The following is a 24,183-nucleotide window of genomic DNA, read 5'->3' on the forward strand; positions in this document are numbered from 1 at the left end:
GAATTACCAGTCTTTTTCGGTTTTCACCGGACGGCCTTTTACTTTTTGGGCGTTGACTTTGTCCTGGACTTTTTTCTCTTCATTGTTTACGGCGTCCATCAGATTTTGAAGGCGTTCTTTTGGGATATCGCCAGGCTGTGGCTTAGGCTGTCCGGGCTTTTGGTCGTTTTTGCCTTTGTCATTTTTATCCTTATCGCCGTCCTTTTTATCATCTTTTTTATCCTTGTCGCCGTCTTTCTTGTCGTCCTTTTTGTCTTTGTCGCCGTCCTTTTTATCGTCTTTCTTGTCGTCTTTTTTATCTTTTTTATCGTCCTTTTTCTTGTCGTCTTTCTTTTTATCGTCTTTTGGCGGCGGATTGTCTTTCAGCATTTTTTTGGCCAATGCAAAGTTGTAACGCGTTTCTTCATCCGACGGATCGTTTCTCAAGGCATTTTTGTATGCTTCAACGGCTTCGGTATATTTTTTTTCTTTCATAAAAACATTCCCGAGGTTGTGAAATGCCTTGTGCTTTTGCGGACGTGTTTTCGCCGATTCGATCGCTTTCAGATATGGATATTTTGCTTCGCTAATGACATTTTGCCTGTAAATGGAATTTCCCAAATTGTAAGAAGCTACCGCATATTTCGGCGATTTCGATTGAGAAATCCTGTAATCTGCTTCAGCATCGACATACTTTTTTTCCGCGAAAGCATCGTTGCCTTCAGGAAGATTTTTGTCTTTTTCCTGGGCAGAAACTACAGTGCCGAAAATCAGTAAAATATATACCATCAAACTTCTCATGATTCTTTTTCATTAAATAAATTCATCTTTTTGATCCAGCTGGTTTTGATCTCCAGGAAGAAAATGTCAAGGAACAACAGGGAAAATGCAATTCCGAGAAACCATTGGAACTGCGCTTCAAAATCGGCCATTTGCGTGGCTTCGAATTCGGTTTTTTCAATATTGTCGAGTGCTTTTTTGACATATTCGAGTACGGCTTTTGTGTTGTCGCCGTCAACATAACCGCCTTTGGTTGCTTTCGCAATTTCCTTCAGGCTTTCCTGGTTTCTTTTGGTGACGACCACTTCGTTATTTCCGTCACGCTTAAAGCTTTCCACGACGCCGTTTCTTTTTAACGGAATCGGGCCGCCTTTTTCAGTTCCAACGCCGATCGTGATAATTTTAAGTCCAATCTTATTTGCTTCTTCAGCCGCTTCTTCCGCGCCTTCGCCATGATCTTCCCCATCGGAAATCATAATTAGCAATTTATTTGTTTTGTTGCCTTTGTCAAAATAAGTCGCCGATAATTTGATCGCGTCGTCAAGCGAAGTTCCCAGTGACGAAACCATATCGGTATTCATGCTCTGCAGGAACATTTTAGCGACGCTGTAATCGGTTGTGATCGGCAAAACCGGAAATGCGCTTCCGGCGTAGGCTACAATTCCAATACGGTCGCTTCCCAATTGGTTGATGATTTGCGAAACGATCTGCTTGCTTTTTTCGAGTCGGCTTGGCGCGACATCTTCGGCCAGCATACTTTTGGACACATCAACGGCAAATACAATGTCAATTCCTTCTCGTTTTACCGTTTCGAGTTTGGTTCCGATTTTCGGGTTCACCAATCCGATTATGAGTGCGGCTAAGGCCAATAACATCACGGTAAATTTTAGCGCCGGTTTAAAAACCGATTTTTCTGGGCTTAATTTCTGTACCATTTCCAAGTCGCCAAATTCGCGCTGTTTTTTGCGTTTCCAATATTGGACATACAGGAAAACCAGCACCAAGACCGGGATAATGGCGAGTAAGTATAAATATTTTTTTTCGTCTAATTCGTACATAATCCTTTAGATAAAACTTCTGAAAACCGTGTTTCGCAATCCAAACTCAACCAGCAACAATCCGATGGCAAGCCAAACGAATGGTCGGTATTTTTCATCATAATCATAGAATTTTTGCTCTTCGATCTCGGTTGTTTCGAGTTTGTTGATCGAATTGTAGATCTCGCTCAATCTGCTGTTGCTCGTCGCACGGAAATATTTCCCACCGGTTTTCTGGGCGATGCTTTTCATTAAATTCTGGTCGATTTCTACCTGCATCATGCGGAATAAAAACTGTCCGTTTGGCGCAATCGCGTATGGAAATTCGGCCATTCCGTTGGTTCCGATCCCGATCGTATAGACTTTAATTCCGTATTGGCGTGCAATATCCGAAGCTGTTTCCGGTTCGATAAACCCAGCATTGTTCACACCGTCAGTCAGTAAAATAATGACTTTACTTTTGGCCTGGCTGTCTTTTAGACGGTTTACGGCAGTGGTCAAACCCATTCCGATTCCGGTTCCGTCCTGCAAAACATTGTCGTATTTAATGCTTCGGATGGCATCCAAAACTACGGCTTTATCGCTTGTTACCGGAGATTTTGTGTATGCTTCAGCGGCGTAAACCACCAATCCGATTCTATCATTTGGGCGTTCTTTTACAAATTCGGACGCGACGCTTTTAAGCGCTTCCATCCTATTTGGCTTCAAATCTTTTGCAAGCATACTTCCTGAAACGTCAACTGCCATGACAATGTCAATTCCGCGTGTGGTTTTGCTTTTGCTGCTGACATCAACAGTTCTTGGTCGCGCCATCGCAACAATCAATGCGCTTAACGCGAGCAATCGCAATACGAAAAGCAGCGGTTTTAACTTTGGCAAAATCGATCCCGAACCTTGAAATCCTTTCAACGAACTGATCTTCAACGACGGCGATTGTTGGTTTTTTTTCCAGAGATACCAAATCACGGCAAATGGAAGCACCAAAAACAGCCAGAAAAATCCCGGGTTTAAAAAAGTGACGTTTGTCATCATTGCGCGGTAGTTTTAAGTTCGACAGAATTGATGACTCGCGATAAAATCTGTTCGCCGTATTTGTCGCCTTCAGCATGCGCGACCATAATTTGCTGTAAACCGCCAGCCTGTTTGAACAACAGGATCTCGCAATAGACTTTGTTGCTTTTTTGCTGGATCGGATCGATGAACGACATAGTTCCGTAGCCTCTGATTCCGTCAATTCCCTGCTGGGTCTTGAAATCTTCGGGCTTCATGAAAATATTTTTCGCACCGCGCATTTCCATGATTTTGAGGTATTCTTCGTAGGCTTTGTTCAGGTCGAGCTCGGTTTCTTTTTTGTAAGTGATCGTACTAACGTTGATGTACATTTCGTCGGTCATCGTGTTCAATCCGAACGAAGTCATGTCTTTGATCAACGCTGCCGCATCTTTCGGAACAGACTTTGAAGCGTCCAACCTGCGAAGCACTCTCGGCGTTTCCACACGAACTCCTGGATCGCCGTATTCGCTGAAAACCCATTCGCCTTCAACTAAATCTTTCGAAGTATTTCCGATCACGGCATCTTTCACATAACCGAAACCTTTGGTCGCAATGAAATAACCCGTTGTGATGAATAAGAGCAATAAAACCACACCAACCGTAATTAAAATGCGGTTGCGTTTTTGCTTTTTGATCATTTTCTGGCGCTGCAATTCTTTTTGGTGCGCGTCGTTTTCATCAATGGCTTCAGGAATAGATTGGTCTAATGTGACAATGACTTTTTCGATTTTATTTCTGTCCTCGGTAATTTCAAAATCAAGCGGTTTTGATTTGGCAAATTTTACTAAATCGGCTTGTTTTAAAACGCGTTCGAGGTTTTTCGCCGTTTCCGGAGTCAGTTTAATTTTATTTTTGGCTGAAGCCGCACGCAATGCAACAATCAGTTCAGAAGTTGTGCTTTCCATTGCTGGAATGTGAATCGCTTCTTCAATGTAATTCCGCGCAATATCAGTTAATTCACTGTAATACGTTTTGATTTCACCGCGTTGCCATAGCTCCTTCTTTTCTAGTGAATTCAGCAAAATCGTCGCTTTTTCGATCGGTGTTTTAAAAGCCAGCTCGTTGATATTTTTATTCTGGCGTTTCTGGATGTAACGGTAGACGAAATAGCCAATTGCTGCAATTGCGAGTATAATCAAAACATAAATCCACCAGTCACTGCTTTCTTTCACAGGAACGATGTCTTTGATGTCGTACATTTTCTGCTTCAGCGTATCAACCGCAACTGGATTTACTTCCACACGAATGCTGTCGGTTAAAAACGGTTTGTTGTTGATGAGCACCGGAAGACGCGGAATCGTGTATTTTCCACTGTCGAATTGCGTTAATCCGTATTTTTTTACGAGTTCGTAACGGTCGTCTTTTTTGATCGTGTCGATTGGATACGACTGAATGACTTCGAACGCACCAAAATTCTTAAGGTTTGGGAAAACCACTTTTGAAAGCGTGTCAACATTGGTTTTGAGCGTGAGCTTGAACTCGGCGCCGATTTTATTTTTCGTCGTATCGATCGCTGTCGTCACCTGCTTTTGCTGGGCAAAAACCGAAACTGAGAACAGTGTGAGTACGAAAAGGTATAATTTGTTTTTCATTTTTAATCTGAAAGTGCGTCTTATCTTGATTTGAAATAACCGAGCAATTTGGTGACATAACTTTCGTCAACCCTTGTGTTTACTACACCAGAACCTGATTTGCTGAAGGTTTCCTTGAAATATTTCACCTTATCCTGATAGTATTTTTCGTAATTTAATCGTACGGATTTTGATCCGGTGTTGATGAGCTGCGTTTTTCCGGTTTCGGCATCGGTCATCGAAACCATTCCGAGATCGGGCATTTTTTCCTCGCGGATGTCGTACACGCGGATTCCGGTGATGTCGTGTTTTTTGGATGCGATCTTTAGCGTTTGCTCGTAATCATCTGACATAAAATCGGAAATCATGAACACGATCGCTTTTTTCTTTTGCGTTCCCGAAAGGAATTTCAAAGCCTGGCTGACGTCTGTGTGTTTGCTTTTGGGCTGAAATTCGATGAGTTCGCGGATGATTCTAAGAACATGTGATCTTCCTTTTTTCGGCGGAATGTATAATTCAATACTATCTGAAAATAAAATCAAACCGATTTTATCATTGTTTTGTGTGGCTGAAAATGCCATTGTTGCAGCAATTTCCGTTACAATGTCTTTCTTGAATTGGTTTTTAGAACCGAAACTTTCCGATCCTGAAATGTCAACCATCAGCATCATCGTTAATTCGCGTTCTTCTTCAAAAACCTTGATATAAGGTTCGTTGTAACGCGCCGTCACATTCCAGTCGATCGCCCGAATGTCATCTCCATATTGGTATTGGCGCACTTCACTAAAAGTCATTCCGCGGCCTTTAAACGACGTATGGTATTCGCCCGAAAAGATATGATCGCTCAGCCTTCGGGTTTTGATTTCTATTTTTCGTACTTTTTTAAGTAGCTCTTTTGTATCCATTATTTCGATTTTTGATTTACGATTTTTGATTTACGAATTCAATCCGCAATCGTGGCAAATCGTACATCGTAATTCTTAAATCTCAAATCTATTTACGGAACTTCTACTTCGTTTACGATTTTGTTGATGATATCCACGGAAGTGATGTTTTCGGCTTCAGCTTCATAAGTAATCCCGATCCTGTGGCGCAATACATCGTGAACCACGGCGCGAACATCTTCCGGAATCACGTAACCGCGGCGTTTGATGAATGCATAACATTTTGCAGCTGTGGCCAAATTGATGCTTCCACGTGGTGAAGCGCCAAAACTGATCAACGGTTTCAGGCTTTCGAGTTTGTATTTTTCGGGGTAACGTGTAGCGAAAACAATATCGAGGATGTATTTTTCGATTTTTTCGTCCATATACACTTCACGAACGGCGGCTTGTGCACGTAAGATCTGCTCCACAGAAATGACTTGGTTTACTTTTTCATAAGCGCCTTTTAAATTCTGGCGGATCACCATTCTTTCTTCATCCAATTTTGGATAATCGATGACGGTTTTGAGCATGAAACGATCGACCTGTGCTTCAGGCAATGGATACGTTCCTTCCTGCTCAATCGGGTTTTGTGTGGCTAAAACTAAAAACGGTTTTTCTAATTTAAAAGTCGTGTCACCAATGGTGACCTGTTTTTCCTGCATCGCTTCAAGCAAAGCCGATTGTACTTTTGCAGGCGCACGGTTGATCTCATCGGCAAGGACGAAATTGGCGAAAATAGGGCCTTTTTTGATTAAAAATTCATTCGATTTTATGTTGTAGATCATCGTTCCGACAACATCGGCAGGCAATAAATCCGGGGTAAACTGGATGCGGCTGAATGTTCCGTGAACGGCCTGTGACAATGTGTTGATTGCCAGGGTTTTTGCAAGTCCGGGAACACCTTCGAGTAAAATGTGCCCTTGCCCCAAAAGCCCGATCAGCAACCGCTCGACCATGTGTTTTTGCCCTACGATCACTTTGTTCATTTCCATGTTGAGCAGCTCGATAAAAGCGCTCTCTCTTTCAATCTTTTCATTAATCGCCCTGATGTCCAGAGTCGCAGTATTTTCTTCCATGTCCTGTTTGTTTGAGCTTTAAATTTGTCAATAAATTTTAACGCTGCAAATTGAATTTTTTTTTAGAAGGAAGATGTTAAAAAATGGTTAAAAGTTCTGTAAACACTTTGGTTTTAAGGATGATTTGTGATTTTGTTTTTATAATTTTAAGACCGCAACCCAATATCAGAATTTTCCCAGCAAAAATTAGGGAGACTGTATATTTTTCTTCAAAATCCAAACTAACAAACAAGCGGCTTTCCAAGCTGTAAATTCTCTTATGAAAACAAACTTATCTCCTGTGATTTCAGGAACCATGAACTGGGGCGTTTGGGACAAAAACCTCAGCACTTTTGACATGTCGAATTTGATGCATGTTTGCGTCGAAAACGGCATCACTACTTTTGACCACGCCGATATTTATGGCGGTTATACGACTGAAGCCGAATTCGGGAAGGCTTTCGCCGAAAGCAAAATCGATCGCTCAAGCGTTCAGTTTATTTCAAAATGCGGCATTGCGCTTCCAAATCTGCGTGACAATAAAATTAAACATTACAATTATTCTACAGCTTATATCATTTGGTCTGTTGAAAATTCGTTGAAAAATTTACATACGGATTATTTGGATGTTTTGCTGTTGCACCGTCCAAGCCCGCTCATGCAAAGTGAAGAAATTGCGGAAGCGGTTGAAAAATTAAAATCGGAAGGAAAAATCATTGATTTCGGGCTTTCGAATTTTACACCTTCGCAAACCGATCTGATTTTGAAAAACACCGAAGTCGATTACAACCAGATCCAGTTTTCTGCAACGAATTGCGAAGCGATGACCAATGGAAGTTTAGATCACATGCAAACACATAATATTCGCCCTATGGCGTGGAATCCGCTGGGAAGTGTTTTTCGCGAAAATTCCGACCAGACGAAAAGAATGAAAACGTTGCTTGCCGATTTGGTTGCAAAATACCATGTAGGTTCCGATTTGATTTTACTGGCGTGGATTTTACAGCATCCGGCGAAAGTGATTCCGGTTGCGGGAACTGTGAATGTGGCGCGGATTCAGTATTTGAAGAAACTGGAGGAATTGAAACTGGATCTCGAAGATTGGTTTGCGATTTGGACTGCGAGTGTTGGAAATGAAGTGGATTGATTTTGATCTAATAGATAATACTTGAATTGCAGGTAGGTTCTTTTTACAGATAAACTTTGGATGTTGATTAACAAATATAGAATGTTGAAATGAAAACAGTATTGATAACAGGCGCGACTAGCGGAATTGGACGCGAAACGGCGCGGGCTTTTGCAAAAAACAATTACAAAGTGATTCTTTGCGGACGCCGTGAAGACCGATTGGCAGAATTGCAAGACGAATTGTCGCAACGCACTGAAGTGCACAGTTTACTATTTGATGTTCGGAATAAAGAGTCAGTTTTTGATGCGGTTGCTTCGCTGCCGGAAGATTTTTCGGAGATTGATATTTTGATCAACAATGCCGGAAATGCACATGGCCTTGATCCGATCCAGAACGGCGATACAGACGATTGGGACGCAATGATCGACATTAATGTGAAAGGATTGTTGTATGTTTCAAAAGCGGTCATTCCGGGGATGATTGACAGACGAAAAGGCCATATTATCAATATTGGTTCGATTGCCGGCAAAGAAATGTATCCGAACGGGAATGTCTATTCTGCTACCAAGTACGCTGTGGATGCGTTGAATAAAGGCATGCAAATGGATTTGAATCCGTATGGGATTCGTGTGGGTGCCGTGCATCCGGGAATGGTCGAAACCGAATTTTCGGAGGTGCGATTTAAAGGCGATGCCGAACGTGCGTCGAATGTTTATAAAGGTTTTGAACCGTTAAAACCGGAAGACATTGCCGATGTGATTTTGTTTGTAGTGTCGCGGCCTTATCATGTGAATATTGCCGATTTGATCGTGATGCCGACGGCTCAGGCGAGTGCTACTTTAGTAAATCGGGGTTTGTAGATTTACGATTTACGAAGTGGGATTTACGTTTCGGAACCGGGAATTTGTTTTGGAAAACACTGCCCTAGCCCCGATTGAAGTGGAAATCCTTTTTATTGAGAGGAACGAACAATAAAAAGATTGTAACGGAAAGCGGGAAATAGCTCCTGATAAAAAACTGAATTGCAGATGATCAACAAGCGGCTTTTGATTAAAAACCTTTTGGCTCACAATGATGAGAGCAGTTTTTATGACAAAAAGCGGCAGTTGAATTTGCATACGCGCGAGGGAAAAGCGAAATTTTTGAAGCACATTTGCGCGTTGTCGAATTCGAATCCGGGGAATAATTCTTACATTGTTGTGGGCGTTGAAGACCAGGACAATGAGATTGTGGGCGATGATTTTTTTGATGACAGCCGAATCCAGAATCTGGTGAATGCGTTTTTGGAGCATCCGCCGAAAATCCAGTATGAGAATGTGCCGTTTCCGAATTTGCCAAAAGAACGCGTGGTGGGTTTGGTGACGATCCGGCCGAAGAAAAACGTGTCTTTTTTCAAGAAAGGCATTCATACAATTTTGGCTAATACGGTGTTTGTAAGGCGCGGCAGCAATTCGGTTCCAATTGAAACTTCGTTTGAAAAAAATTACCAGAATACGGAAATTGTCATTGGAATTGAGAACAATTCGCGCAACAGCATTGCGTATACTTTGGATGGCGTGATGGATTTCATGAATGTGAAACACAAAGATATTTCGCCGAAATACAAGGTTTTTAAGGAATTGTTTGTGATTTGCTGGGCCGGTGTACAGAAGAAAGTGCGCGATAAAACGTTTTTGTCGCGTGTGGATATTTCGCTGATCAATGAACAGATCAAGCTGTTTTATTCGGCTCAGGACGATGTGACGATTACGTTTGACGATGATACTTTTACGATTCTGGAGTTTGTGCCTTTGGGTTTGAATGACAAAACGAGTTATTATCCATTGGAAAAGCAAACGATCCGGTTTTTTGAAAACGGCTATTATAAAATTGAGCGCGAAATGTTGTTTGAGCCGCCGGAATATAACAGGAAAATGCTGTATCACATTTATAATTCTAATTTGGCTTTGATTGACAAATTGCACAAAGGCTTTGAATTGTCTGAACGCGAAAACCGGGATTTGCAGAATTTGCCATCGACTTTTATGATTTGTTACCTGAATGGTTTCGACGATGCAAAGCAAAAACTGGCTGATGCGAAACCTTTGTTAAAGCCGTTTCCGAGTGTTTATCTGGCTTTTAAAGAAGCGATGCGGGTGTTGCGGAAAATGAAATACGATCGGGTTTAGACTATTTTTTGAGGATAATGGGAATGGTCTGGGATGTGGTTTCGTTTGTAAATCTAAAATAATACAATCCGTTTGGTAAATGGGAAAACTCAAGCCGCTCGTGAACTTTTTTATTTTCAATAAATTTTCCTTTAGCATTGAAAATCGCCACGTTTACATTTTGTGATCCAACGCTTATAAATCCGGGATTTGGATTTTGATACTTAAAGTTCAACGGATTTTCTTCAATGGGATGGATAATGGACGTTGGCGCTGACAACGGCGTCAGAAAAAATCCGGTCCATTGGTCCTGCAAATTTTCAGAATTTTGAAGGTCCTGAAGATTCGTGTAGTAAACTTTGACATTTAACTGATAACCCATTTTTCTCTTGGGGTTTATCGGGATTTCAAAATTGTTGTTCAAGTAAGCAATCGTTGAGCCGAAGCCATTAATATAAAATGCTTTGACTGTTATTATATTGCCGGAAATCTGTGATTGCCCGGAATGGAAATAATACAATTCTGAGGCTTCGGTGTCAAGGCTGATGTTGATTGTTCTTGGCGAATTTTCAGTGATCCTGATTTGGTGTATTTGGAGTGCGAAAGCATTTTGCATTAGAAATTGAAGCAAAAGGATGGTTATGATTTTTTGCATGGCGGGTAGAGATTAGAAATATTCAATAGATAAATTTTATTCGAATTCATTTAATCCATAAAGGATTTCCTTCATTTTTGTTCCATTAACTTCTACAGGCTTGTAAGCAATATTAAATTTTTGGATGGCAACGTCAATGTCGGCTTTCAATTTTTTATATTCTGGCGGAAGTTTAGTTTCACATTGTTTTTCATTCTCGTAACTGTTGAGTATGATTTTAAATTTTTCGTAAAATTTTCCGCCCTGATCAATAAACTCATTGTATTGTGTAATGAATTGCAGCAATCGATCAATTGGAAATTCCATGTTGACCTGCATTTTATATTGTGAAGAACCGGTTGCCGTTTTTACTTTGGCAAGATATTCATCCATCTTTTGGGTAATGGTTTCCCAGTCATCGTTGGTCCTGCAGATTTCCAATGTTGAAGTATAACCAATTGGTTTGGTATAATCTTTAAAAAGCAATTCAATATCCTGTTTTATTTTATCATTGCCTGATTGCAGATACGCTGTTTCAAAATAAATTGTATTAAGGTCGTTTTGCATCCGAAGTGTAAAATCAAGTACGCATTCTACATTTTTTATTTCGCTTTCTTTTTCTTCGCGTGTAAGGGTCGAACCGATCATATTGGTAAATGTCTGTACCACTGAAACGATAGTATTTGTCCCAAGCATCGAGGTTAAATCGACTGCAAATTTTTTATCGCGTTTAGCATTTAGGATTTCTTTGAGCTTGCTGTATTCTGGATATTGATTTGGATTTGAAATTTTGTTGATTTCATTTAGCGTACGCACAGAGGCAAAATGATGATCGAGGCTTAAGACTTTTTCGTATAAAATTTTAATGATTTGCAATCCTTTTAAATATCGAATCTTGGAAATATCATTGCCGTTTTCAAATTTCAAAATCTTAATTTCTTCCTGAATCTGGTCTTTTTGAATTAAAAGCTCTACTTTTTGATCTGTGGAAACTGCATTTTTTAACCTTTCGTTAAATTGGCTTTTCAGAAGGTTTTTCTGGTTTAAAAGCAGTTCATATTTTTTATTAGTTGCCTGAATTTCCTTAAGCATTTCTTGTATCACAGCATTTGGATTGCCTTCTTTAACATCCAATGTAAAAGCATTTCCAAATGAGAAAGTGAGAAACAATGAAAATAAAAAAAAGCGTTTCATGGCATTTGTATTTTAATTTTTTGTGGAGAGTGTAAATGTGATTTTAACTGTTTCCTTGTCAATTGCCATTTGATAGTTTCCTGGCAAAATGGTATTGTATTTTGGATTTACAGAAAGGTTCTGAAGTGATTCGGCATCAATTTCCAATGGCTGTTGCTGTATGAAAACCAATACTTCTCCAGATTGAATTTGGTTGAAAGGCTTGCCAGCGATTTTAGTTTCATCTTCAACTGATAAGGTTGCTCTTTTGATTTCGAGCAGTAGCGAATTTTCAGACATTTTTTTTGAAGTTCTAAAATCTGATGTTTTAGCAATGGTTTTCGAACTTGTGAAAGAACAGGCGCCACGGCCTGAAGAACAGTCAGCTCCATATCTGCCAAAAGTGGCCTGCGCAGCAATTGATTTGTTTTCGGTTTGGGCAATAGTGATTAATGGCAATAATAAAATCATTATTGCTGATAGAAACTTTTCCATTGGTAAATATTTATTTGTGGATTACTTCGAGATCAAGTGTATTCCAATCTTCGGTTTTGTTTAGGAAATCTTGAAGTTCGCAGATGTTTTCGGGTGTGACTTTTTGATTGTTTACCGAGACGATTTTGTCTCCGAGATTGTATTTTGTTTGCGATATTTCTTTGAGTTTAATGACCAGATTTCCTTTGTACATAATTGTGGCGTATTGGCGTTCTTTCTTGGAAATCGGAATTTCTATATTCATATTTGGTTTAATGTATACCTGATTTTTTTCATAGTCGATGATCCAGTCAAATTTTTTAATAAAGTTAATGCCTGCATTTTGTGCAGCAATCGTAGATGATATGATGACAGGCGACTGAAATGCTTGAACTCCAAATTTTACCGGCATCTCGTTAAAAATCAATTCATTGCCCGTAGTTATAGTTGTTAATGTTGAAAATAGCGAGCCTTCAAATGCCCTGAAGTTTTGGTTTTTAAAATTCTGTATTTTAGATCTAGGAATTATCAAATCCCCAGTAAAACCGGTATCAAGCTTAAATTTATATTCGACATTTTCGATCGTAATAAAAATATAAATCATTCTTCTGCTACATTCAGATTTGATGCGTTGAAAATTTTCTTCTTTTAAAAATTTATTTTGGCTTTCTTTTGAAATGTTACACAATTGGTTTTGAGTAAAGTTCAAAAACATGGTTAGTTTTTGATCCAGCAAAACATCCATTCCAATGATTCCAGAAAATTTTTGTTCTTTTTGGCATTCTTGAACCGGAAGATTAAAAAATGCAAAAACTTTATTTTTTCCTTCAAATGTTTCTGAATTGATATTTGCCGTGAACAATCTTCGCTTTGAAGTTTTTTTATCTGCGCCGACAGATGAACCAAAATAAAAAAAATTCTTATTTTGAAAATCCTTAATTTCTGATGAATCAACTACTACTGAACCAGTTGCCCCGGTGTCGAATAAAAACCTGTGTTGAACTGAATCTAACTTTACATTTAGTAAAGGCATACCCATATCAAAACCAATTGTAGTACATTTTTCTAAAATATTAATTTCTTGATCACTAAAAATCTTTATGACACTGCAAGATGTAAACGATAAAAAAATAAAGAAATAAATAAACTTCATGTGGAATTATTTAAAATTAAAGAATAGCCTGAAGAAATCAACAACGATATCCTCAGGCATTTTAATTTAAGGATTTACGACGGCAATTATTATGTCAATCAAATCCTTTATTGCCTGCAACCAACATTTAAAGCCACATCGGCTTGCTACGGCAACTGAGCCGCTTGATGAACCAGATGCAGCAAGATTTTTCAACGATTTGCCATCATATTTTGCAAAGATGTCACCCGTATTTGTTTTCGCTGCCAAGAAGTTGTAAACTTCTGTCACAACAACACTTTCTTCTTTTGAAAGCGCTTTGGAATCTGAAATTGTGGTGGTAAACTGTGCGTAAGTCATACCTTCTTTGTAATACATCCTGGCATTGTCAACAAGACCCACCATTGATGATTTAAGTAAATTCTGAACTGCTGCGTTTTTGTCTTGAGCAATTGCATTAAAGGATAATAAAACTGCGGCGAATAAATAAAGTAATTTTTTCATGGTAATAAATTTAAAGGTTTGTGTTAAAAAATGGTTTGTGTTAAGGAGCTACTACCTCGATTAAAATTTCAATGATCAATCTCACTAAAAACATCCATAGGCCGCGTTGGGCAGTGGCCTGGGCAAATACAGCTCCGTTTTTGACTTTTGATAATTCTGTTAACGAAGTGCCTTCTGAATTCTTAAAAATGGCTTCTGAATTTGAACCTGCTGTCAGAAAGCCATAAACTTCCTTCAAAAGTTTTTCTTCTTGGGCGTTGGGAACCGTATTACCGACTTGTGCGTTAAGCCAGTCTTTGTAACTTGTCCCTTTTGTAAATGTGGTTTTGGCCTGGCTAACAATTACAACCATCGAAGATTTTGCAAAAGTGTTGTTTTGTGCAGTTGCGGATAATCCAAATAAAATTGCGGCGAATAAATAAAATAATTTTTTCATGGTAATGAATTTTAATTAAACAATATTAAACTACTCTTCAGATATCCCGGGTAATCTGATATTGTAAAACTACATCCATTTAAAAACCTGATACTGTGGTTTTCCCATACAATTTGTTAACTAAATAAAACCCAATCTTCTCGCTTCTTTCACAATATCCTCATCTGTCCCTTTTGTAGTGATGCAGAAGTAATCCTTAATTTGCGACTTTCTTTTCTCAATGGCACTCAATGAAATGTTTAGGTATTCAGGCATGCTTTTCGTTTTTACGCCCTGCGACAAGAGCAAAATGATCTGGCGGTTGTAGCTGTCCAAAAATTCTTTTTTAGACAGCAATTGGTTTAAACTGGCCTTTACCGTCTGGCTGTGGTATTGTTTTCCCTGTAGGATTTCATCCAGCGCTACAATAAGCTCATCAGGGTGAAAATCACTTTTGACCAGCAATCCCGACGGTTGAAATTTAGTCACGATATTATAAAGGACAAATGCTTCTATATATGACGTTAGGATGATTACTTTGGTTTCAGGCATATACTTCCTGATAAATGGCACCAGTTCTTCTCCGGAATGAATATTCTTTTCAATAAACGGCGGCATGTTCTTATCCAGAAAAACAACATCAAAAGAATTGGAGAATTTTTCAGAAGTAATCACCTCGTATGCACTTTCACAATCATAACAAGCCATAGTTTCTACCTCATAGCCGTAATCATTGCAATGCAGAATGATCTTATAGCCCTCGATTTGCGAAGGGTGATCATCAATCATTAAAATCCTAATGCGTTTCATACCCTTTATTTATTGAAAACTATTTGATTTCCTGGATTACAGTTTACGGTTTTTCCGCAACAAATGTTAAAATTTTATTGCAGTTGAACAAATTAAAATGCACCTGCTGTAAATGCGCTTTTTCGTTTATTTTTGTAAAATATTCCATTTTATGAACAGAACTCTTGTCATTGGCGACATTCATGGTGGCATGCGCGCTTTGCGGCAAATCCTTGAACGTGCCAATGTAACTAAAAACGATATGCTCATTTTCCTTGGTGATTATGTAGATGGCTGGAGCCAATCGCCTGAAGTGCTTGATTTCCTGATGCACCTTTCTACGCAACAGGAATGTATTTTCATGCGTGGCAATCATGACGATCTGCTTCGCGAATGGCTCGGCGGAAAGGACAATGAACTGTGGTTTCAGCACGGCGGCGAAGCGACAATTAAAGCATATGCCACATTATCCGAAGAAACGAAAAAACACCACGTCACATTCCTAGAATCACTCCACAATTACTACCTGGATGCTAAAAACCGCCTGTTTGTCCATGCCGGGTTTACAAGCCTGCACGGTGTAAGGTCGGAACATTTCCCAAGATTGCTTTTTTGGGAACGAACACTTTGGGAAACCGCTCTGGCGCTGGATCCAAACATGAAAACCGACAATCCGTCCTATCCCAAACGCTTTGGGCTATATGATGAGATTTTTATCGGCCATACGCCGGTAACCCGAATTGGGGAAACCATTCCAACACAGCGCGCTAACATCTGGAATATGGATACAGGCGCTGCTTTTCTTGGGCCTTTAAGCATTTTAGATGTAGATTCGAAGGAATTTTGGCAAAGTGATCCGCTGCCGAGCCTTTATCCTGAAGAAAAAGGGCGGAATTAACAATAACTTGTTACATTTGCACCTCCAATTTATTCAAGAACTAAAAAAACAAACTTATGATAAAAAAAATCATCACACTGGCATTGTTATGCATCACGGCTTTTGCTAGTGCGCAGGCTTATAAAGGCAAAGGCGACAAGAAATTTCAGGTTGCCGCCAACTTGCAAAGCGGCGGAACAGGAATTCACGCATCGGCCGATTTCGGATTGGGTGAAAATATTTCTGTCGGAGTTACCACTACCTATTTGCTTGCCGCAGATGACCAAATTATCAATGACAACCAAGGTTTTCCCAAGCTTGACGAGCCGGATTTCATCGATAAATTCGATGCCAAAGTTCGTTTTAACGCCAATCTCGGTAACGTTATCGGATTGCCGGCAGCCATGGACCTTTATCCAGGATTGAATTTGGGTTTGCGTAATTTCGGAACACACATTGGCTTCCGTTATTTCTTTACCGACGGATTTGGTGTGTTCACTGAAGCTGGGGTTCCAATCACAAAATATGGTGGTAAATCTTATGGAACTGAAAAATACAACAACCAGTTTGCACTCAACATTGGTGCTTCTTTCAATTTCTAATTCAGATGCAGTCATAAATAGGAAACCCGCTTTTAAGGCGGGTTTTTTCATTTCTCATTCTTGCGAAAGTTTATTTTATAAAAAAAGCCGGTAAATAATTACCGGCTTCACTTTATCAGTCAATGACTACAAATCAAATTTGATTCCCTGTGCCAATGGCAAACTGGTCGTATAATTGATCGTATTGGTTTGTCTTCTCATATAGATTTTCCAGGCATCGGAACCTGATTCGCGTCCACCGCCGGTTTCTTTTTCGCCGCCGAATGCGCCACCGATTTCAGCTCCTGAAGTTCCGATGTTTACATTTGCAATGCCGCAATCTGAACCGGTTACCGATAAAAACCTTTCGGCTTCACGCAGATTATTGGTCATGATCGCCGAAGAAAGCCCTTGCGCTACGCCATTCTGGATGTCGATCGCATTTTCTACTTCGCCCGAATACTTCAATAAATATAAAACTGGTGCAAAAGTTTCGTGCTGCACGATTGCATATTCGCCTTTTGCTTCGGCGATTGCAGGTTTTACATAACAACCGCTTTCGTAGCCTTCGCCAGAAAGCACGCCGCCTTCAACCAATATTTTTCCGCCTTCTTCAACCACTTTCGCCAACGCTTTGTTATACATTTCTACAGCATGCGTATCGATTACCGGCCCAACGTGGTTATTTTGATCCAATGGATTTCCGATTTTCAATTGACCATAGGCCGAAACGATCGCGTCTTTTACTTTGTCGTAAATGCTTTCGTGGATGATCAACCTTCTGGTTGACGTACATCTTTGCCCAGCCGTTCCAACAGCGCCGAAAACAGCACCTATTACAGTCATTTTAATATCGGCATCCGGAGTCACGATGATCGCGTTGTTTCCGCCCAATTCTAATAATGATTTTCCGAGTCGGCCTGCAACTGCCTGAGCAACGATTTTACCCATTCTGGTAGAACCTGTTGCAGAAACCAATGGCACGCGTGTATCTGCCGTCATCAATTCCCCGATTTTGTAATCGCCGTTGATCAAGCATGAAATCCCTTCCGGAAGGTTGTTTTCTTTTAATACTTCAGCCAAAATGTTCTGGCAGGCCACACCGCATAAAGGTGTTTTTTCAGAAGGTTTCCAAACGCAAACATCGCCGCAAACCATAGCCAAAGCCGTATTCCAGGCCCAAACCGCTACCGGAAAATTGAATGCCGAAATGATCCCTACGATTCCAAGCGGATGGTATTGCTCATACATCCTGTGTCCCGGACGTTCTGAATGCATGGTTAAACCGTGCAACTGACGTGACAAACCAACGGCAAAATCACAGATGTCGATCATTTCCTGGACTTCTCCGTAACCTTCCTGCAGGGATTTTCCCATTTCGTAAGAAACGAGTTTTCCAAGCGCTTCTTTATTGTCGCGTAATTTTTGACCAAACTGGCGCACGATTTCACCTCTTTGCGGTGCTGGCATCAAACGGAAAGTCTTGAATGCTTCGGTTGCCGTTTGCATGACTTTTTCATAATCGGCCGGAGTGGACATTTTTACTTTTGCGATCAATTGGCCGTCGACCGGCGAATAAGATTCGAGAAGTTCGCCGCCTGCGAAGGTATTTTGTCCAGTTGACGTTCCGTCATTGATGGCTTTGATGCCGAGTTGGGCTAAAGCTTCGGTCATGCCGAACTGTTCTGCTATTGTTGCCATTTATATATTTTTTTCGGTTATTAATTGCTGGCTGCAAATGTATTATTATTTTTTGAATTGGATAAATGGGAATTTGGCAATTAGCGATCTGTCGGTTAACGAATGGGCGATTTGAAAATTAATTCAGATATCAGCGATGATTTGTGGCCATTGGTGTGGGCGTTTAAAATTTTTCAACCAATTTTTGAATATCCTCTTCTTCATTTCAAAGTTTAACGACCTCAACTCTTCTTTTGTTACTTCAGAGATATTAGAATTTACAGACCTTAATTTTCTTTATTGCATCCAGATCTGAGTGTAAAAGTTTTTTAACTAAAATAAGCTTCACTGTGATTAGATTTTTTGATATTGTCAATTGCGTATGTTAATCAGGGAAAAGTTTTTCTTGGTATAGTTTTGAAAAATACGTGGAAATACCTTCATTTAAAATATTTGCATCTTTTTTTCCTGTTGGATACAAAATGTGACATACTTCGTGGGCAAGTTGATAATATGGCTGAGGAGAATTTGGAATAAACTGACTACAGTTTGTAGATAAAACAATTGAAATTCGATTATTTGGATAGTACATAATATATGGACCATCATCATAAATTCTAAACCAATATGTCCAGTTTTTATCTCTTTCTCCAAACATATCTTCCGCCAGATGCAGCATTTTGTTAAATACTTATGTGAGATGTGTTAATCCTTGCTCAATGTAATCACAATCATTTTTGTTTTAAACTCTGTATAGCGTATCACCCGACGGTCATGGATCAAAGCGGGTTTGCTTTACCTGTCAGGATAAATTTTTTTTCGTGAATCCATAAGTTTCGACAATTGGTTTATCTGTTTTGCTGCTGCTTTTGTCTTAAATAAATAATCAGCGTCCCGCAAAAAAAAGTCAGTGAACTCAGGACCCACAACCAATAGCCCAATCCGTAAGAGACAATTTCACTTTTCGTTCCGCCTTCATTTGTAAGTATCCCGTCGTAATATAAAAATGATAGAGAACACAACAATCCAATAAAACCCATGAGCACGGGCGGTTTTTTTCCCTGAATAACGCGATATAAGAAATTAGCAATATCGGATTGGCGAGCCATGCAGTATGAAAAGCGAGCAGGTCAAAAAAGCCCATTGCCAAGATGTGAATTGCGGGCTGTCTGATAATAGAAATGCCGTCTTTTGTGGTGAATGCGGTTTGGGTAAGCGATATGCAAAAAAAACCAAAACTTATAAAAAAAACGATGCGTTTTCTAAATCCTTCCTCTTTGTAAATAAGTTGTTCTGTTAAATTTATCATGTTGTTTATGGAATGCATTTCAAAAATGGTGATAATGTTTTGCCATTATTCTAACTTTATGATATTGCGATTATTGCGGTTTTCTCAATTGAAGTTGCTCTTGTATTTTAAATGTTGATGTGCTCAATAATCTCACCCAAACGAATGTCGAAAAAAGATAACTGGGTTCGAAATTTCAGTTGTCATAAAAAATTCGCCGATGAACTATTTAGTAAATCTTGGATCGGCTTCCATCACAGTCCCACAGTTTTTACACGTGCGCAGCTCCTCAGAATTGTAAAAGTGCTGGAAATGCGGTAGGAAATCCTTTTCGATGTCGTGGAGTTCAAAATAAACTTCATGTAATTTGTGGTTGCAGTTTTCGCAGAACCATAAAAGTCCGTCGGTAAAACCTTTTCCGGCGCGTTTTCGTTCGATAACGAGTCCGATCGAACCTTCTGAACGTACAGGCGAATGCGGTGTTTTTGCCGGATGCAGGTACATATCGCCGGCATGAAGTTCCATTTCGCGGCGCTCGCCATTGTCCTGGACAATTATTTTTATTGAACCTTCAAGCTGGTAAAACAATTCTTCGGTTTCATTGTAATGGTAATCTTTGCGTGCATTTGGCCCGGCTACAACCATTACAATGTAATCCCCGGAATCCTTGTAGATGTTTTTATTGCCAACCGGAGGTTTGAGCATGTGGCGGTTTTCATCGATCCATTTATTGAGGTTGAAAGGTGCAGGAATGGCCATAATGTTATTTTTACGCTAATTTAATGAAAATAAAAAAGGTTAGCCGAAACTAACCTTTTTTATTTACGATTTCAGATATACGATTTACGACTATTGAATTGTATTCGCAAACGCATCATTATCTATTATCAATTGTTAATTATCAATTATTTCACCTCTTTAATCAGGTAAATGTAAACCGGGAAGTGATCGCTGAAACCGACTTCATTTGCACCGTGGCGCAACGGATATCCTTTAAACTGCCCTGTGGTCTGAATCAAATAAGGCTTATTGAAAATGCCGGCTTTCCAGTAACGGAACGAAGAAAAATCGTTGCGGATTAAGGGTTCTGTCACCATAATCTGGTCGAAAATATCCCCGGCATCGCGGTAGAATAAGGTCGCGTTTCCGTCTTTTGCCATTTGCTCGAACGGATTGTAAATGCCGTTTTCTTTGACTTCCGAGCGTTTTAATTTGGCGCCAAGTTCTACTTTTACGCTTTTATTATACGTTCCGTCGTTCAAATCGCCCATCGTAATTACTTTCGCATTTGGGTTGATCCTTTGAAGCGAATCTATAATCTTGCGGTTTAGCCTTCCGGCTGCCTCGCGAAACGGGCTGCTTTTCTTTTCTCCGCCTGAGCGTGACGGCCAGTGGTTTACGATGACATTGATTTCTTCGCCGTCCAATAAACCTGTAACGAGCAATTGATCCCTGGTGTAGACACGTGTATCGGTAGGAACAACCACCACTTTGTCTTTGTCGTCCGGGGAATCGTCTTTTTCTTCTTTTTCCTTATCGGTTTGCGGCTTGTTGTAGATGTAAAGCGGCACGTTGATATAGCTAGTTGGCTTGAAGTGTTTTTTCTGATACAGGAATCCAACGTCAATTCCGCGTTTGTCCGGAGAATCGAAATGAACGACTCCATAATCTTTTCCGATGAGTTTCGGGTCTTTGGTAAGGTCTTCGAGTACGCCACGGTTTTCAATTTCAGAAACCCCGATGATCGTTGGAGAATTGTTTGGGTTTTCACCGGTACCGATCTCAGAGATCACACGCGCCATGTTGCTGATCTTTTGCTTGTACTTTTTTGAAGTCCAGTTTTGCGCGCCATTCGGAAGCCATTCTTCATCATTATTCGGCTGGTTGATCGTGTCGAAAAGATTCTCGACATTATAGAAAGCAACCGTATGCACAATAAACTTTTTTTGCTGCGCTTTGGTACTGCCGATTGCGAATATTGCAAACAAAACGGCGATAAAATTTTTAATTCTCATTAAATTGAATATTAATTTACGATGAAGTTTAACACAAACTTGGCAGCAAAAGTAAATAATATTAATTAATCCTGTACATTTGCAGCCGTTAAGAAATTAATTTCTTGGCAAACATGTAAATTAAACCATTTTTTATTTATGAAAAAACTTGTTATTAGTACATTATTTGTAATGCAGGTGATTTTTGTTTTTGCACAGTCAGCTACCGGGATTACTGGGAAAGCGGTCGACCTTAAAACACAAAAACCTTTACAAAATGTTGTTGCATCCATCCAGAACACAAACCTTACCCAGCTCTCAGATGCTACCGGTAAATTTACACTTGTGGATGTTGCTGCAGGAAATCAGTTGTTGGAAGTGAAAACCCAGGGTTACAAAGCACAATTGCTTCAGGTAGAAGTTGTTGCCGGAAAAATACTGGATTTAGGCGTAGTTGTTTTGGAAGAAGACCAAACAGAAGAGCAACAGCTCAGCTTGATTACGATTACTGAGAATGATTTGGGTGACGACAACAGCGGTTCAGAAAGTACTGCAGGGCTTTTACAGGCTTCGCGTGATGCTTTCCAGCAAACTGCTGCTTTTAACTGGGGACAGGCACGTTTCAGGATCCGTGGTTTGGACAATGAAAATGCGACGACCATGATTAATGGTGTAGTCATGAATAAAATTTACGACGGAAGGCCACAATGGAGCAACTGGGGCGGATTGAATGATGCGACCCGTAATCAGGAATTTACCACAGGATCTGCACCATCTGATTATACTTTTGGCGGCATCCTTGGAACACAGGAAATTAATACCAGAGCGTCAATTTACAGGCCTGGAACCAGAATTTCGTTTGCAAATACCAATACCAATTACAGCTTCAGGGCTATGGCGACACATGCTTCAGGCATGAACACCAACGGTTGGGCTTATGTGATTTCAGCGGGAAGACGCTGGGCACAGGAAGGTTATTTTGACGGGACAGATTATGCTGCAAACTCTTTATTTGCAAGTGTTGAAAAGAAATTCAACGAAAAGCACTCGTTAAACCTTACCGCAATCTACGCGCAGAACAGCCGCGGAAAAAGCTCGCCTAATACAGACGAAGTAACGAATATTGCAGGTGTAAAATACAACTCTTACTGGGGATGGCAAGATGGCGAAAAAAGAAACTCGAGAGACAAAGATGTTGAAGAGCCTATCGTGATGTTAAGCCACTACTGGAAATTAAGCGACAGGACTAATTTAAACACAAACGTTGCCTTTCAAACAGGAAGCATCGGGAACAGCCGTTTGGATTATCAAGGTGTAAACAATCCTGATCCTACCTATTACAGATTGTTGCCAAGCTTTTATACTTCAACCTATTCAGGAACGACTTTGGTTGGAAACCAGGAGCCTTATCTCACACAAGCGAAAAACGCTCCTTTCTTAACAAACAGACAAATCGACTGGGCGCAAATGTATGCTGCAAATGCTTCAACTGCAGCCGGAAACAGTGCCTACATTTTATATGAAGACCGTACCGATGACAACCAGTGGACTGCAAACTCTATTTTAAGCTCTCAATTGGCAGACAACATCGCTTTTAATGGTGGTGTGACTTTCAGAGGTTTGAGATCACACAACTTCCAGAATCTTTTGGATCTTTTGGGAGGTAAATATTATGAAGAAACCGATACTTTTGGTGGAAACTACATGCAAACACAACCTGACCTGAACAATTTGGACAGAAAAGTAGGCGAAGGTGATACTTTTGGTTACAACTACATTTTAAGAGCAAACACGATCGATGCGTTCACACAATTTAAATTTACTTACAAAAAAGTAGATTTTTACATGGCGCAAACTTTCACACGTGCCGATTACCAAAGAGAAGGTTTGTACAGAAACGGTTATTACCCAACAAACTCGTTCGGTAAAAGCCAGAAAACGACTTTTGAGAACTTTGGTTTTAAAGGTGGCGTGACTTACAAAATTTCAGGAAGACAATACCTGACTGCTAACGGTGTTTATATGACCAAAGCGCCTTCAATGAGAAACGTTTTCCCTAATGCGCGTGTAAGCAACAATGTGGTAGCCGATGCTACAAACGAAAACATTACAAGTGCCGATTTGAGCTACATTATCAGAACGCCAAAATTGAAAGCAAGGTTGACCGGATATTTCGCTAAAATCAAGAATTCTACCGAAACTTCATTCTTCTATGCAGAAGGGATTTTTGATGATTCTGAAAGTTCAGATTCAGATGCTTTCGTAGCTGAAACCGTTACCGGAATCGACAAAAAACAAATGGGCGCTGAGCTTGGCCTTGAATACCAGATTACTTCTACGATCAAAGCCATTGCATCTGCTGCTTACGGACAATATACGTATGACAACAACCCGCATGTGAGATTGAACCAGGATGCACTTGCTTCTGCAACAAACCCAAATCCGGTAGTTGATTTCGGAACTGCAAAACTAAAAGATTACAGATTGCCCGGAACGCCACAGGAAGCTTACTCTTTCGGATTGGAATACCGCGATCCTAAATTCTGGTGGGTTGGTGCCAATGCCAATTACCTTGCAAGCAATTATATGGACGTAGCGCCGTTATTAAGAACAGACAATTTCTTCAGAAACCCAAGCGATCCTTTCGGACTTCCATTCGTAGATGCCAATGACGCTAGAGCCAATGAATTGTTGAAACAAGAAAAATTTGACGATTTTTATCTGGTAAACCTTACCGGTGGTAAATCATGGAGAATCAAAGGAAACACGATCGGCTTCTTTGCAAGCATCAACAACATCTTTGACGTGACTTACAAAACAGGTGGTTTTGAACAGGCAAGAAACGGAAATTACAGAGAGTTAAGCCAGGATCGCGCAAGCGGAACACCGGTTTTCGGAAATAAATATTTCTACGGTTACGGAAGAACTTATTTTGTTAACCTTTATATCCAATTTTAATTATGAA

24 protein-coding genes and 1 pseudogene are annotated in these 24,183 nt (G+C 40.0%); 6 read left to right on the plus strand and 19 right to left on the minus strand.

The genetic code is table 11. The annotated features are described in order from the left end of the window. Window positions 1-3 precede the first annotated feature (3 nt). The 6 genes from BLS32_RS03135 to BLS32_RS03160 all read right to left on the minus strand — a co-directional run bounded on the left by BLS32_RS03135 (window position 4) and on the right by BLS32_RS03160 (window position 6,422). A complete protein-coding gene (locus tag BLS32_RS03135; protein ID WP_091391823.1) occupies window positions 4-780 on the minus strand; it encodes a tetratricopeptide repeat protein in 777 nt (258 codons plus the stop codon). Continuing rightward, a complete protein-coding gene (locus BLS32_RS03140) occupies window positions 777-1,817 on the minus strand; it encodes a vWA domain-containing protein (protein WP_091391824.1) in 1,041 nt (346 codons plus the stop codon). Before BLS32_RS03140 ends, BLS32_RS03135 begins: the two co-directional genes overlap by 4 nt. Before the next feature lie 6 nt (window positions 1,818-1,823). Beyond that, window positions 1,824-2,825, minus strand: a complete 1,002-nt coding sequence (locus BLS32_RS03145; protein ID WP_091391825.1) for a vWA domain-containing protein — start codon at window positions 2,823-2,825, stop codon at window positions 1,824-1,826. After that, the gene (locus BLS32_RS03150) at window positions 2,825-4,441 is read right to left on the minus strand and encodes a phenylalanine--tRNA ligase subunit alpha (protein ID WP_091391826.1); all 1,617 of its coding nucleotides are present in this window, start codon (window positions 4,439-4,441) and stop codon (window positions 2,825-2,827) included. The genes BLS32_RS03145 and BLS32_RS03150 overlap by 1 nt, the downstream gene beginning before the upstream one ends. Window positions 4,442-4,461: 20 nt before the next feature. Continuing rightward, window positions 4,462-5,325, minus strand: coding sequence for a DUF58 domain-containing protein (locus BLS32_RS03155; RefSeq protein WP_091391827.1), 864 nt, complete (start codon window positions 5,323-5,325; stop codon window positions 4,462-4,464). A 92-nt stretch (window positions 5,326-5,417) separates the two neighbouring features. Beyond that, window positions 5,418-6,422, minus strand: coding sequence for an AAA family ATPase (locus BLS32_RS03160; RefSeq protein ID WP_091391828.1), 1,005 nt, complete (start codon window positions 6,420-6,422; stop codon window positions 5,418-5,420). 259 nt (window positions 6,423-6,681) lie between these two features. Here BLS32_RS03160 and BLS32_RS03165 point away from each other — a divergent pair, with 259 nt between their 5' ends. From BLS32_RS03165 to BLS32_RS03175, 3 genes are all read left to right on the plus strand, one after another. After that, window positions 6,682-7,548 carry an aldo/keto reductase gene (locus BLS32_RS03165; protein WP_091391829.1) on the plus strand — a complete coding sequence of 289 codons (867 nt, stop codon included), beginning with the start codon at window positions 6,682-6,684 and terminating at the stop codon, window positions 7,546-7,548. Between the two features lie 89 nt (window positions 7,549-7,637). Continuing rightward, a complete protein-coding gene (locus tag BLS32_RS03170) occupies window positions 7,638-8,390 on the plus strand; it encodes an SDR family oxidoreductase (RefSeq protein ID WP_091391830.1) in 753 nt (250 codons plus the stop codon). 168 nt (window positions 8,391-8,558) lie between these two features. After that, on the plus strand, window positions 8,559-9,698 hold the full coding sequence (locus tag BLS32_RS03175) for an ATP-binding protein (RefSeq protein WP_091391831.1): 1,140 nt from the start codon (window positions 8,559-8,561) through the stop codon (window positions 9,696-9,698). Between the two features lies 1 nt (window position 9,699). Here the strand turns inward: BLS32_RS03175 and BLS32_RS03180 are convergent, their stop codons facing one another. The 8 genes and pseudogenes from BLS32_RS03180 to BLS32_RS03210 all read right to left on the minus strand — a co-directional run bounded on the left by BLS32_RS03180 (window position 9,700) and on the right by BLS32_RS03210 (window position 14,819). Continuing rightward, on the minus strand, window positions 9,700-10,332 hold the full coding sequence (locus BLS32_RS03180) for a T9SS type A sorting domain-containing protein (protein ID WP_091391832.1): 633 nt from the start codon (window positions 10,330-10,332) through the stop codon (window positions 9,700-9,702). Between the two features lie 36 nt (window positions 10,333-10,368). Continuing rightward, on the minus strand, window positions 10,369-11,505 hold the full coding sequence (locus tag BLS32_RS03185) for a hypothetical protein (protein WP_091391833.1): 1,137 nt from the start codon (window positions 11,503-11,505) through the stop codon (window positions 10,369-10,371). 12 nt (window positions 11,506-11,517) lie between these two features. Beyond that, complete coding sequence (locus BLS32_RS03190) at window positions 11,518-11,979, minus strand: hypothetical protein (protein ID WP_139171681.1); 462 nt, start codon at window positions 11,977-11,979, stop codon at window positions 11,518-11,520. Between the two features lie 10 nt (window positions 11,980-11,989). Then, entirely contained in the window at window positions 11,990-12,673 is a 684-nt protein-coding gene (locus BLS32_RS03195) for a hypothetical protein (protein WP_245699312.1), read from the minus strand. A gap of 18 nt (window positions 12,674-12,691) precedes the next feature. Further along, window positions 12,692-13,111 (minus strand): annotated as a pseudogene (locus BLS32_RS18830) (aspartyl protease family protein); the annotation flags it as partial. A gap of 66 nt (window positions 13,112-13,177) precedes the next feature. Then, window positions 13,178-13,594, minus strand: coding sequence for a hypothetical protein (locus BLS32_RS03200; protein ID WP_091391836.1), 417 nt, complete (start codon window positions 13,592-13,594; stop codon window positions 13,178-13,180). Between the two features lie 40 nt (window positions 13,595-13,634). Next, on the minus strand, window positions 13,635-14,030 hold the full coding sequence (locus BLS32_RS03205; RefSeq protein WP_091391837.1) for a hypothetical protein: 396 nt from the start codon (window positions 14,028-14,030) through the stop codon (window positions 13,635-13,637). A 120-nt stretch (window positions 14,031-14,150) separates the two neighbouring features. Next, a complete protein-coding gene (locus BLS32_RS03210; RefSeq protein ID WP_091391838.1) occupies window positions 14,151-14,819 on the minus strand; it encodes a response regulator in 669 nt (222 codons plus the stop codon). Between the two features lie 151 nt (window positions 14,820-14,970). Here BLS32_RS03210 and BLS32_RS03215 point away from each other — a divergent pair, with 151 nt between their 5' ends. Together BLS32_RS03215 and BLS32_RS03220 are read left to right on the plus strand one after the other, a co-directional pair. After that, on the plus strand, window positions 14,971-15,696 hold the full coding sequence (locus tag BLS32_RS03215; RefSeq protein ID WP_091391839.1) for a metallophosphoesterase family protein: 726 nt from the start codon (window positions 14,971-14,973) through the stop codon (window positions 15,694-15,696). Between the two features lie 56 nt (window positions 15,697-15,752). Then, window positions 15,753-16,277, plus strand: coding sequence for a DUF6646 family protein (locus tag BLS32_RS03220; RefSeq protein WP_307725601.1), 525 nt, complete (start codon window positions 15,753-15,755; stop codon window positions 16,275-16,277). Between the two features lie 126 nt (window positions 16,278-16,403). Here BLS32_RS03220 and amaB read toward each other — a convergent pair whose 3' ends face one another. The 5 genes from amaB to BLS32_RS03245 form a co-directional block, all read right to left on the minus strand. Further along, window positions 16,404-17,957: an L-piperidine-6-carboxylate dehydrogenase gene (amaB, locus tag BLS32_RS03225; protein WP_091391840.1), complete on the minus strand. Its 1,554-nt coding sequence runs from the start codon at window positions 17,955-17,957 to the stop codon at window positions 16,404-16,406. Window positions 17,958-18,321: 364 nt separating this feature from the next. Next, on the minus strand, window positions 18,322-18,615 hold the full coding sequence (locus BLS32_RS03230) for a hypothetical protein (RefSeq protein ID WP_091391841.1): 294 nt from the start codon (window positions 18,613-18,615) through the stop codon (window positions 18,322-18,324). Window positions 18,616-18,784: 169 nt separating this feature from the next. Further along, window positions 18,785-18,976, minus strand: coding sequence for a hypothetical protein (locus BLS32_RS18620; RefSeq protein ID WP_170227520.1), 192 nt, complete (start codon window positions 18,974-18,976; stop codon window positions 18,785-18,787). Window positions 18,977-19,449: 473 nt separating this feature from the next. Then, window positions 19,450-19,983, minus strand: a complete 534-nt coding sequence (locus BLS32_RS03240; protein WP_091391843.1) for a 3-hydroxyanthranilate 3,4-dioxygenase — start codon at window positions 19,981-19,983, stop codon at window positions 19,450-19,452. A gap of 146 nt (window positions 19,984-20,129) precedes the next feature. Next, window positions 20,130-21,239, minus strand: coding sequence for an endonuclease/exonuclease/phosphatase family protein (locus tag BLS32_RS03245; RefSeq protein ID WP_091391844.1), 1,110 nt, complete (start codon window positions 21,237-21,239; stop codon window positions 20,130-20,132). Between the two features lie 138 nt (window positions 21,240-21,377). Here BLS32_RS03245 and BLS32_RS03250 point away from each other — a divergent pair, with 138 nt between their 5' ends. Next, complete coding sequence (locus BLS32_RS03250; protein WP_091391845.1) at window positions 21,378-24,176, plus strand: carboxypeptidase-like regulatory domain-containing protein; 2,799 nt, start codon at window positions 21,378-21,380, stop codon at window positions 24,174-24,176. The last annotated feature ends 7 nt before the right edge of the window (window positions 24,177-24,183 follow it).

This window comes from Flavobacterium noncentrifugens (genome assembly GCF_900100375.1).
Lineage (GTDB): Bacteria > Bacteroidota > Bacteroidia > Flavobacteriales > Flavobacteriaceae > Flavobacterium > Flavobacterium noncentrifugens.

Coding starts and splice junctions, on each gene's coding strand:
- BLS32_RS03135 (WP_091391823.1), bottom strand. CDS start 780: ATGAGAAGTTTGATGGTATATATTTTACTGATTTTCGGCACTGTAGTT.
- BLS32_RS03140 (WP_091391824.1), bottom strand. CDS start 1,817: ATGTACGAATTAGACGAAAAAAAATATTTATACTTACTCGCCATTATC.
- BLS32_RS03145 (WP_091391825.1), bottom strand. CDS start 2,825: ATGACAAACGTCACTTTTTTAAACCCGGGATTTTTCTGGCTGTTTTTG.
- BLS32_RS03150 (WP_091391826.1), bottom strand. CDS start 4,441: ATGAAAAACAAATTATACCTTTTCGTACTCACACTGTTCTCAGTTTCG.
- BLS32_RS03155 (WP_091391827.1), bottom strand. CDS start 5,325: ATGGATACAAAAGAGCTACTTAAAAAAGTACGAAAAATAGAAATCAAA.
- BLS32_RS03160 (WP_091391828.1), bottom strand. CDS start 6,422: ATGGAAGAAAATACTGCGACTCTGGACATCAGGGCGATTAATGAAAAG.
- BLS32_RS03165 (WP_091391829.1), top strand. CDS start 6,682: ATGAAAACAAACTTATCTCCTGTGATTTCAGGAACCATGAACTGGGGC.
- BLS32_RS03170 (WP_091391830.1), top strand. CDS start 7,638: ATGAAAACAGTATTGATAACAGGCGCGACTAGCGGAATTGGACGCGAA.
- BLS32_RS03175 (WP_091391831.1), top strand. CDS start 8,559: ATGATCAACAAGCGGCTTTTGATTAAAAACCTTTTGGCTCACAATGAT.
- BLS32_RS03180 (WP_091391832.1), bottom strand. CDS start 10,332: ATGCAAAAAATCATAACCATCCTTTTGCTTCAATTTCTAATGCAAAAT.
- BLS32_RS03185 (WP_091391833.1), bottom strand. CDS start 11,505: ATGAAACGCTTTTTTTTATTTTCATTGTTTCTCACTTTCTCATTTGGA.
- BLS32_RS03190 (WP_139171681.1), bottom strand. CDS start 11,979: ATGGAAAAGTTTCTATCAGCAATAATGATTTTATTATTGCCATTAATC.
- BLS32_RS03195 (WP_245699312.1), bottom strand. CDS start 12,673: ATGTTTTTGAACTTTACTCAAAACCAATTGTGTAACATTTCAAAAGAA.
- BLS32_RS03200 (WP_091391836.1), bottom strand. CDS start 13,594: ATGAAAAAATTACTTTATTTATTCGCCGCAGTTTTATTATCCTTTAAT.
- BLS32_RS03205 (WP_091391837.1), bottom strand. CDS start 14,030: ATGAAAAAATTATTTTATTTATTCGCCGCAATTTTATTTGGATTATCC.
- BLS32_RS03210 (WP_091391838.1), bottom strand. CDS start 14,819: ATGAAACGCATTAGGATTTTAATGATTGATGATCACCCTTCGCAAATC.
- BLS32_RS03215 (WP_091391839.1), top strand. CDS start 14,971: ATGAACAGAACTCTTGTCATTGGCGACATTCATGGTGGCATGCGCGCT.
- BLS32_RS03220 (WP_307725601.1), top strand. CDS start 15,753: ATGATAAAAAAAATCATCACACTGGCATTGTTATGCATCACGGCTTTT.
- amaB (WP_091391840.1), bottom strand. CDS start 17,957: ATGGCAACAATAGCAGAACAGTTCGGCATGACCGAAGCTTTAGCCCAA.
- BLS32_RS03230 (WP_091391841.1), bottom strand. CDS start 18,615: ATGCTGCATCTGGCGGAAGATATGTTTGGAGAAAGAGATAAAAACTGG.
- BLS32_RS18620 (WP_170227520.1), bottom strand. CDS start 18,976: ATGGGTTTTATTGGATTGTTGTGTTCTCTATCATTTTTATATTACGAC.
- BLS32_RS03240 (WP_091391843.1), bottom strand. CDS start 19,983: ATGGCCATTCCTGCACCTTTCAACCTCAATAAATGGATCGATGAAAAC.
- BLS32_RS03245 (WP_091391844.1), bottom strand. CDS start 21,239: ATGAGAATTAAAAATTTTATCGCCGTTTTGTTTGCAATATTCGCAATC.
- BLS32_RS03250 (WP_091391845.1), top strand. CDS start 21,378: ATGAAAAAACTTGTTATTAGTACATTATTTGTAATGCAGGTGATTTTT.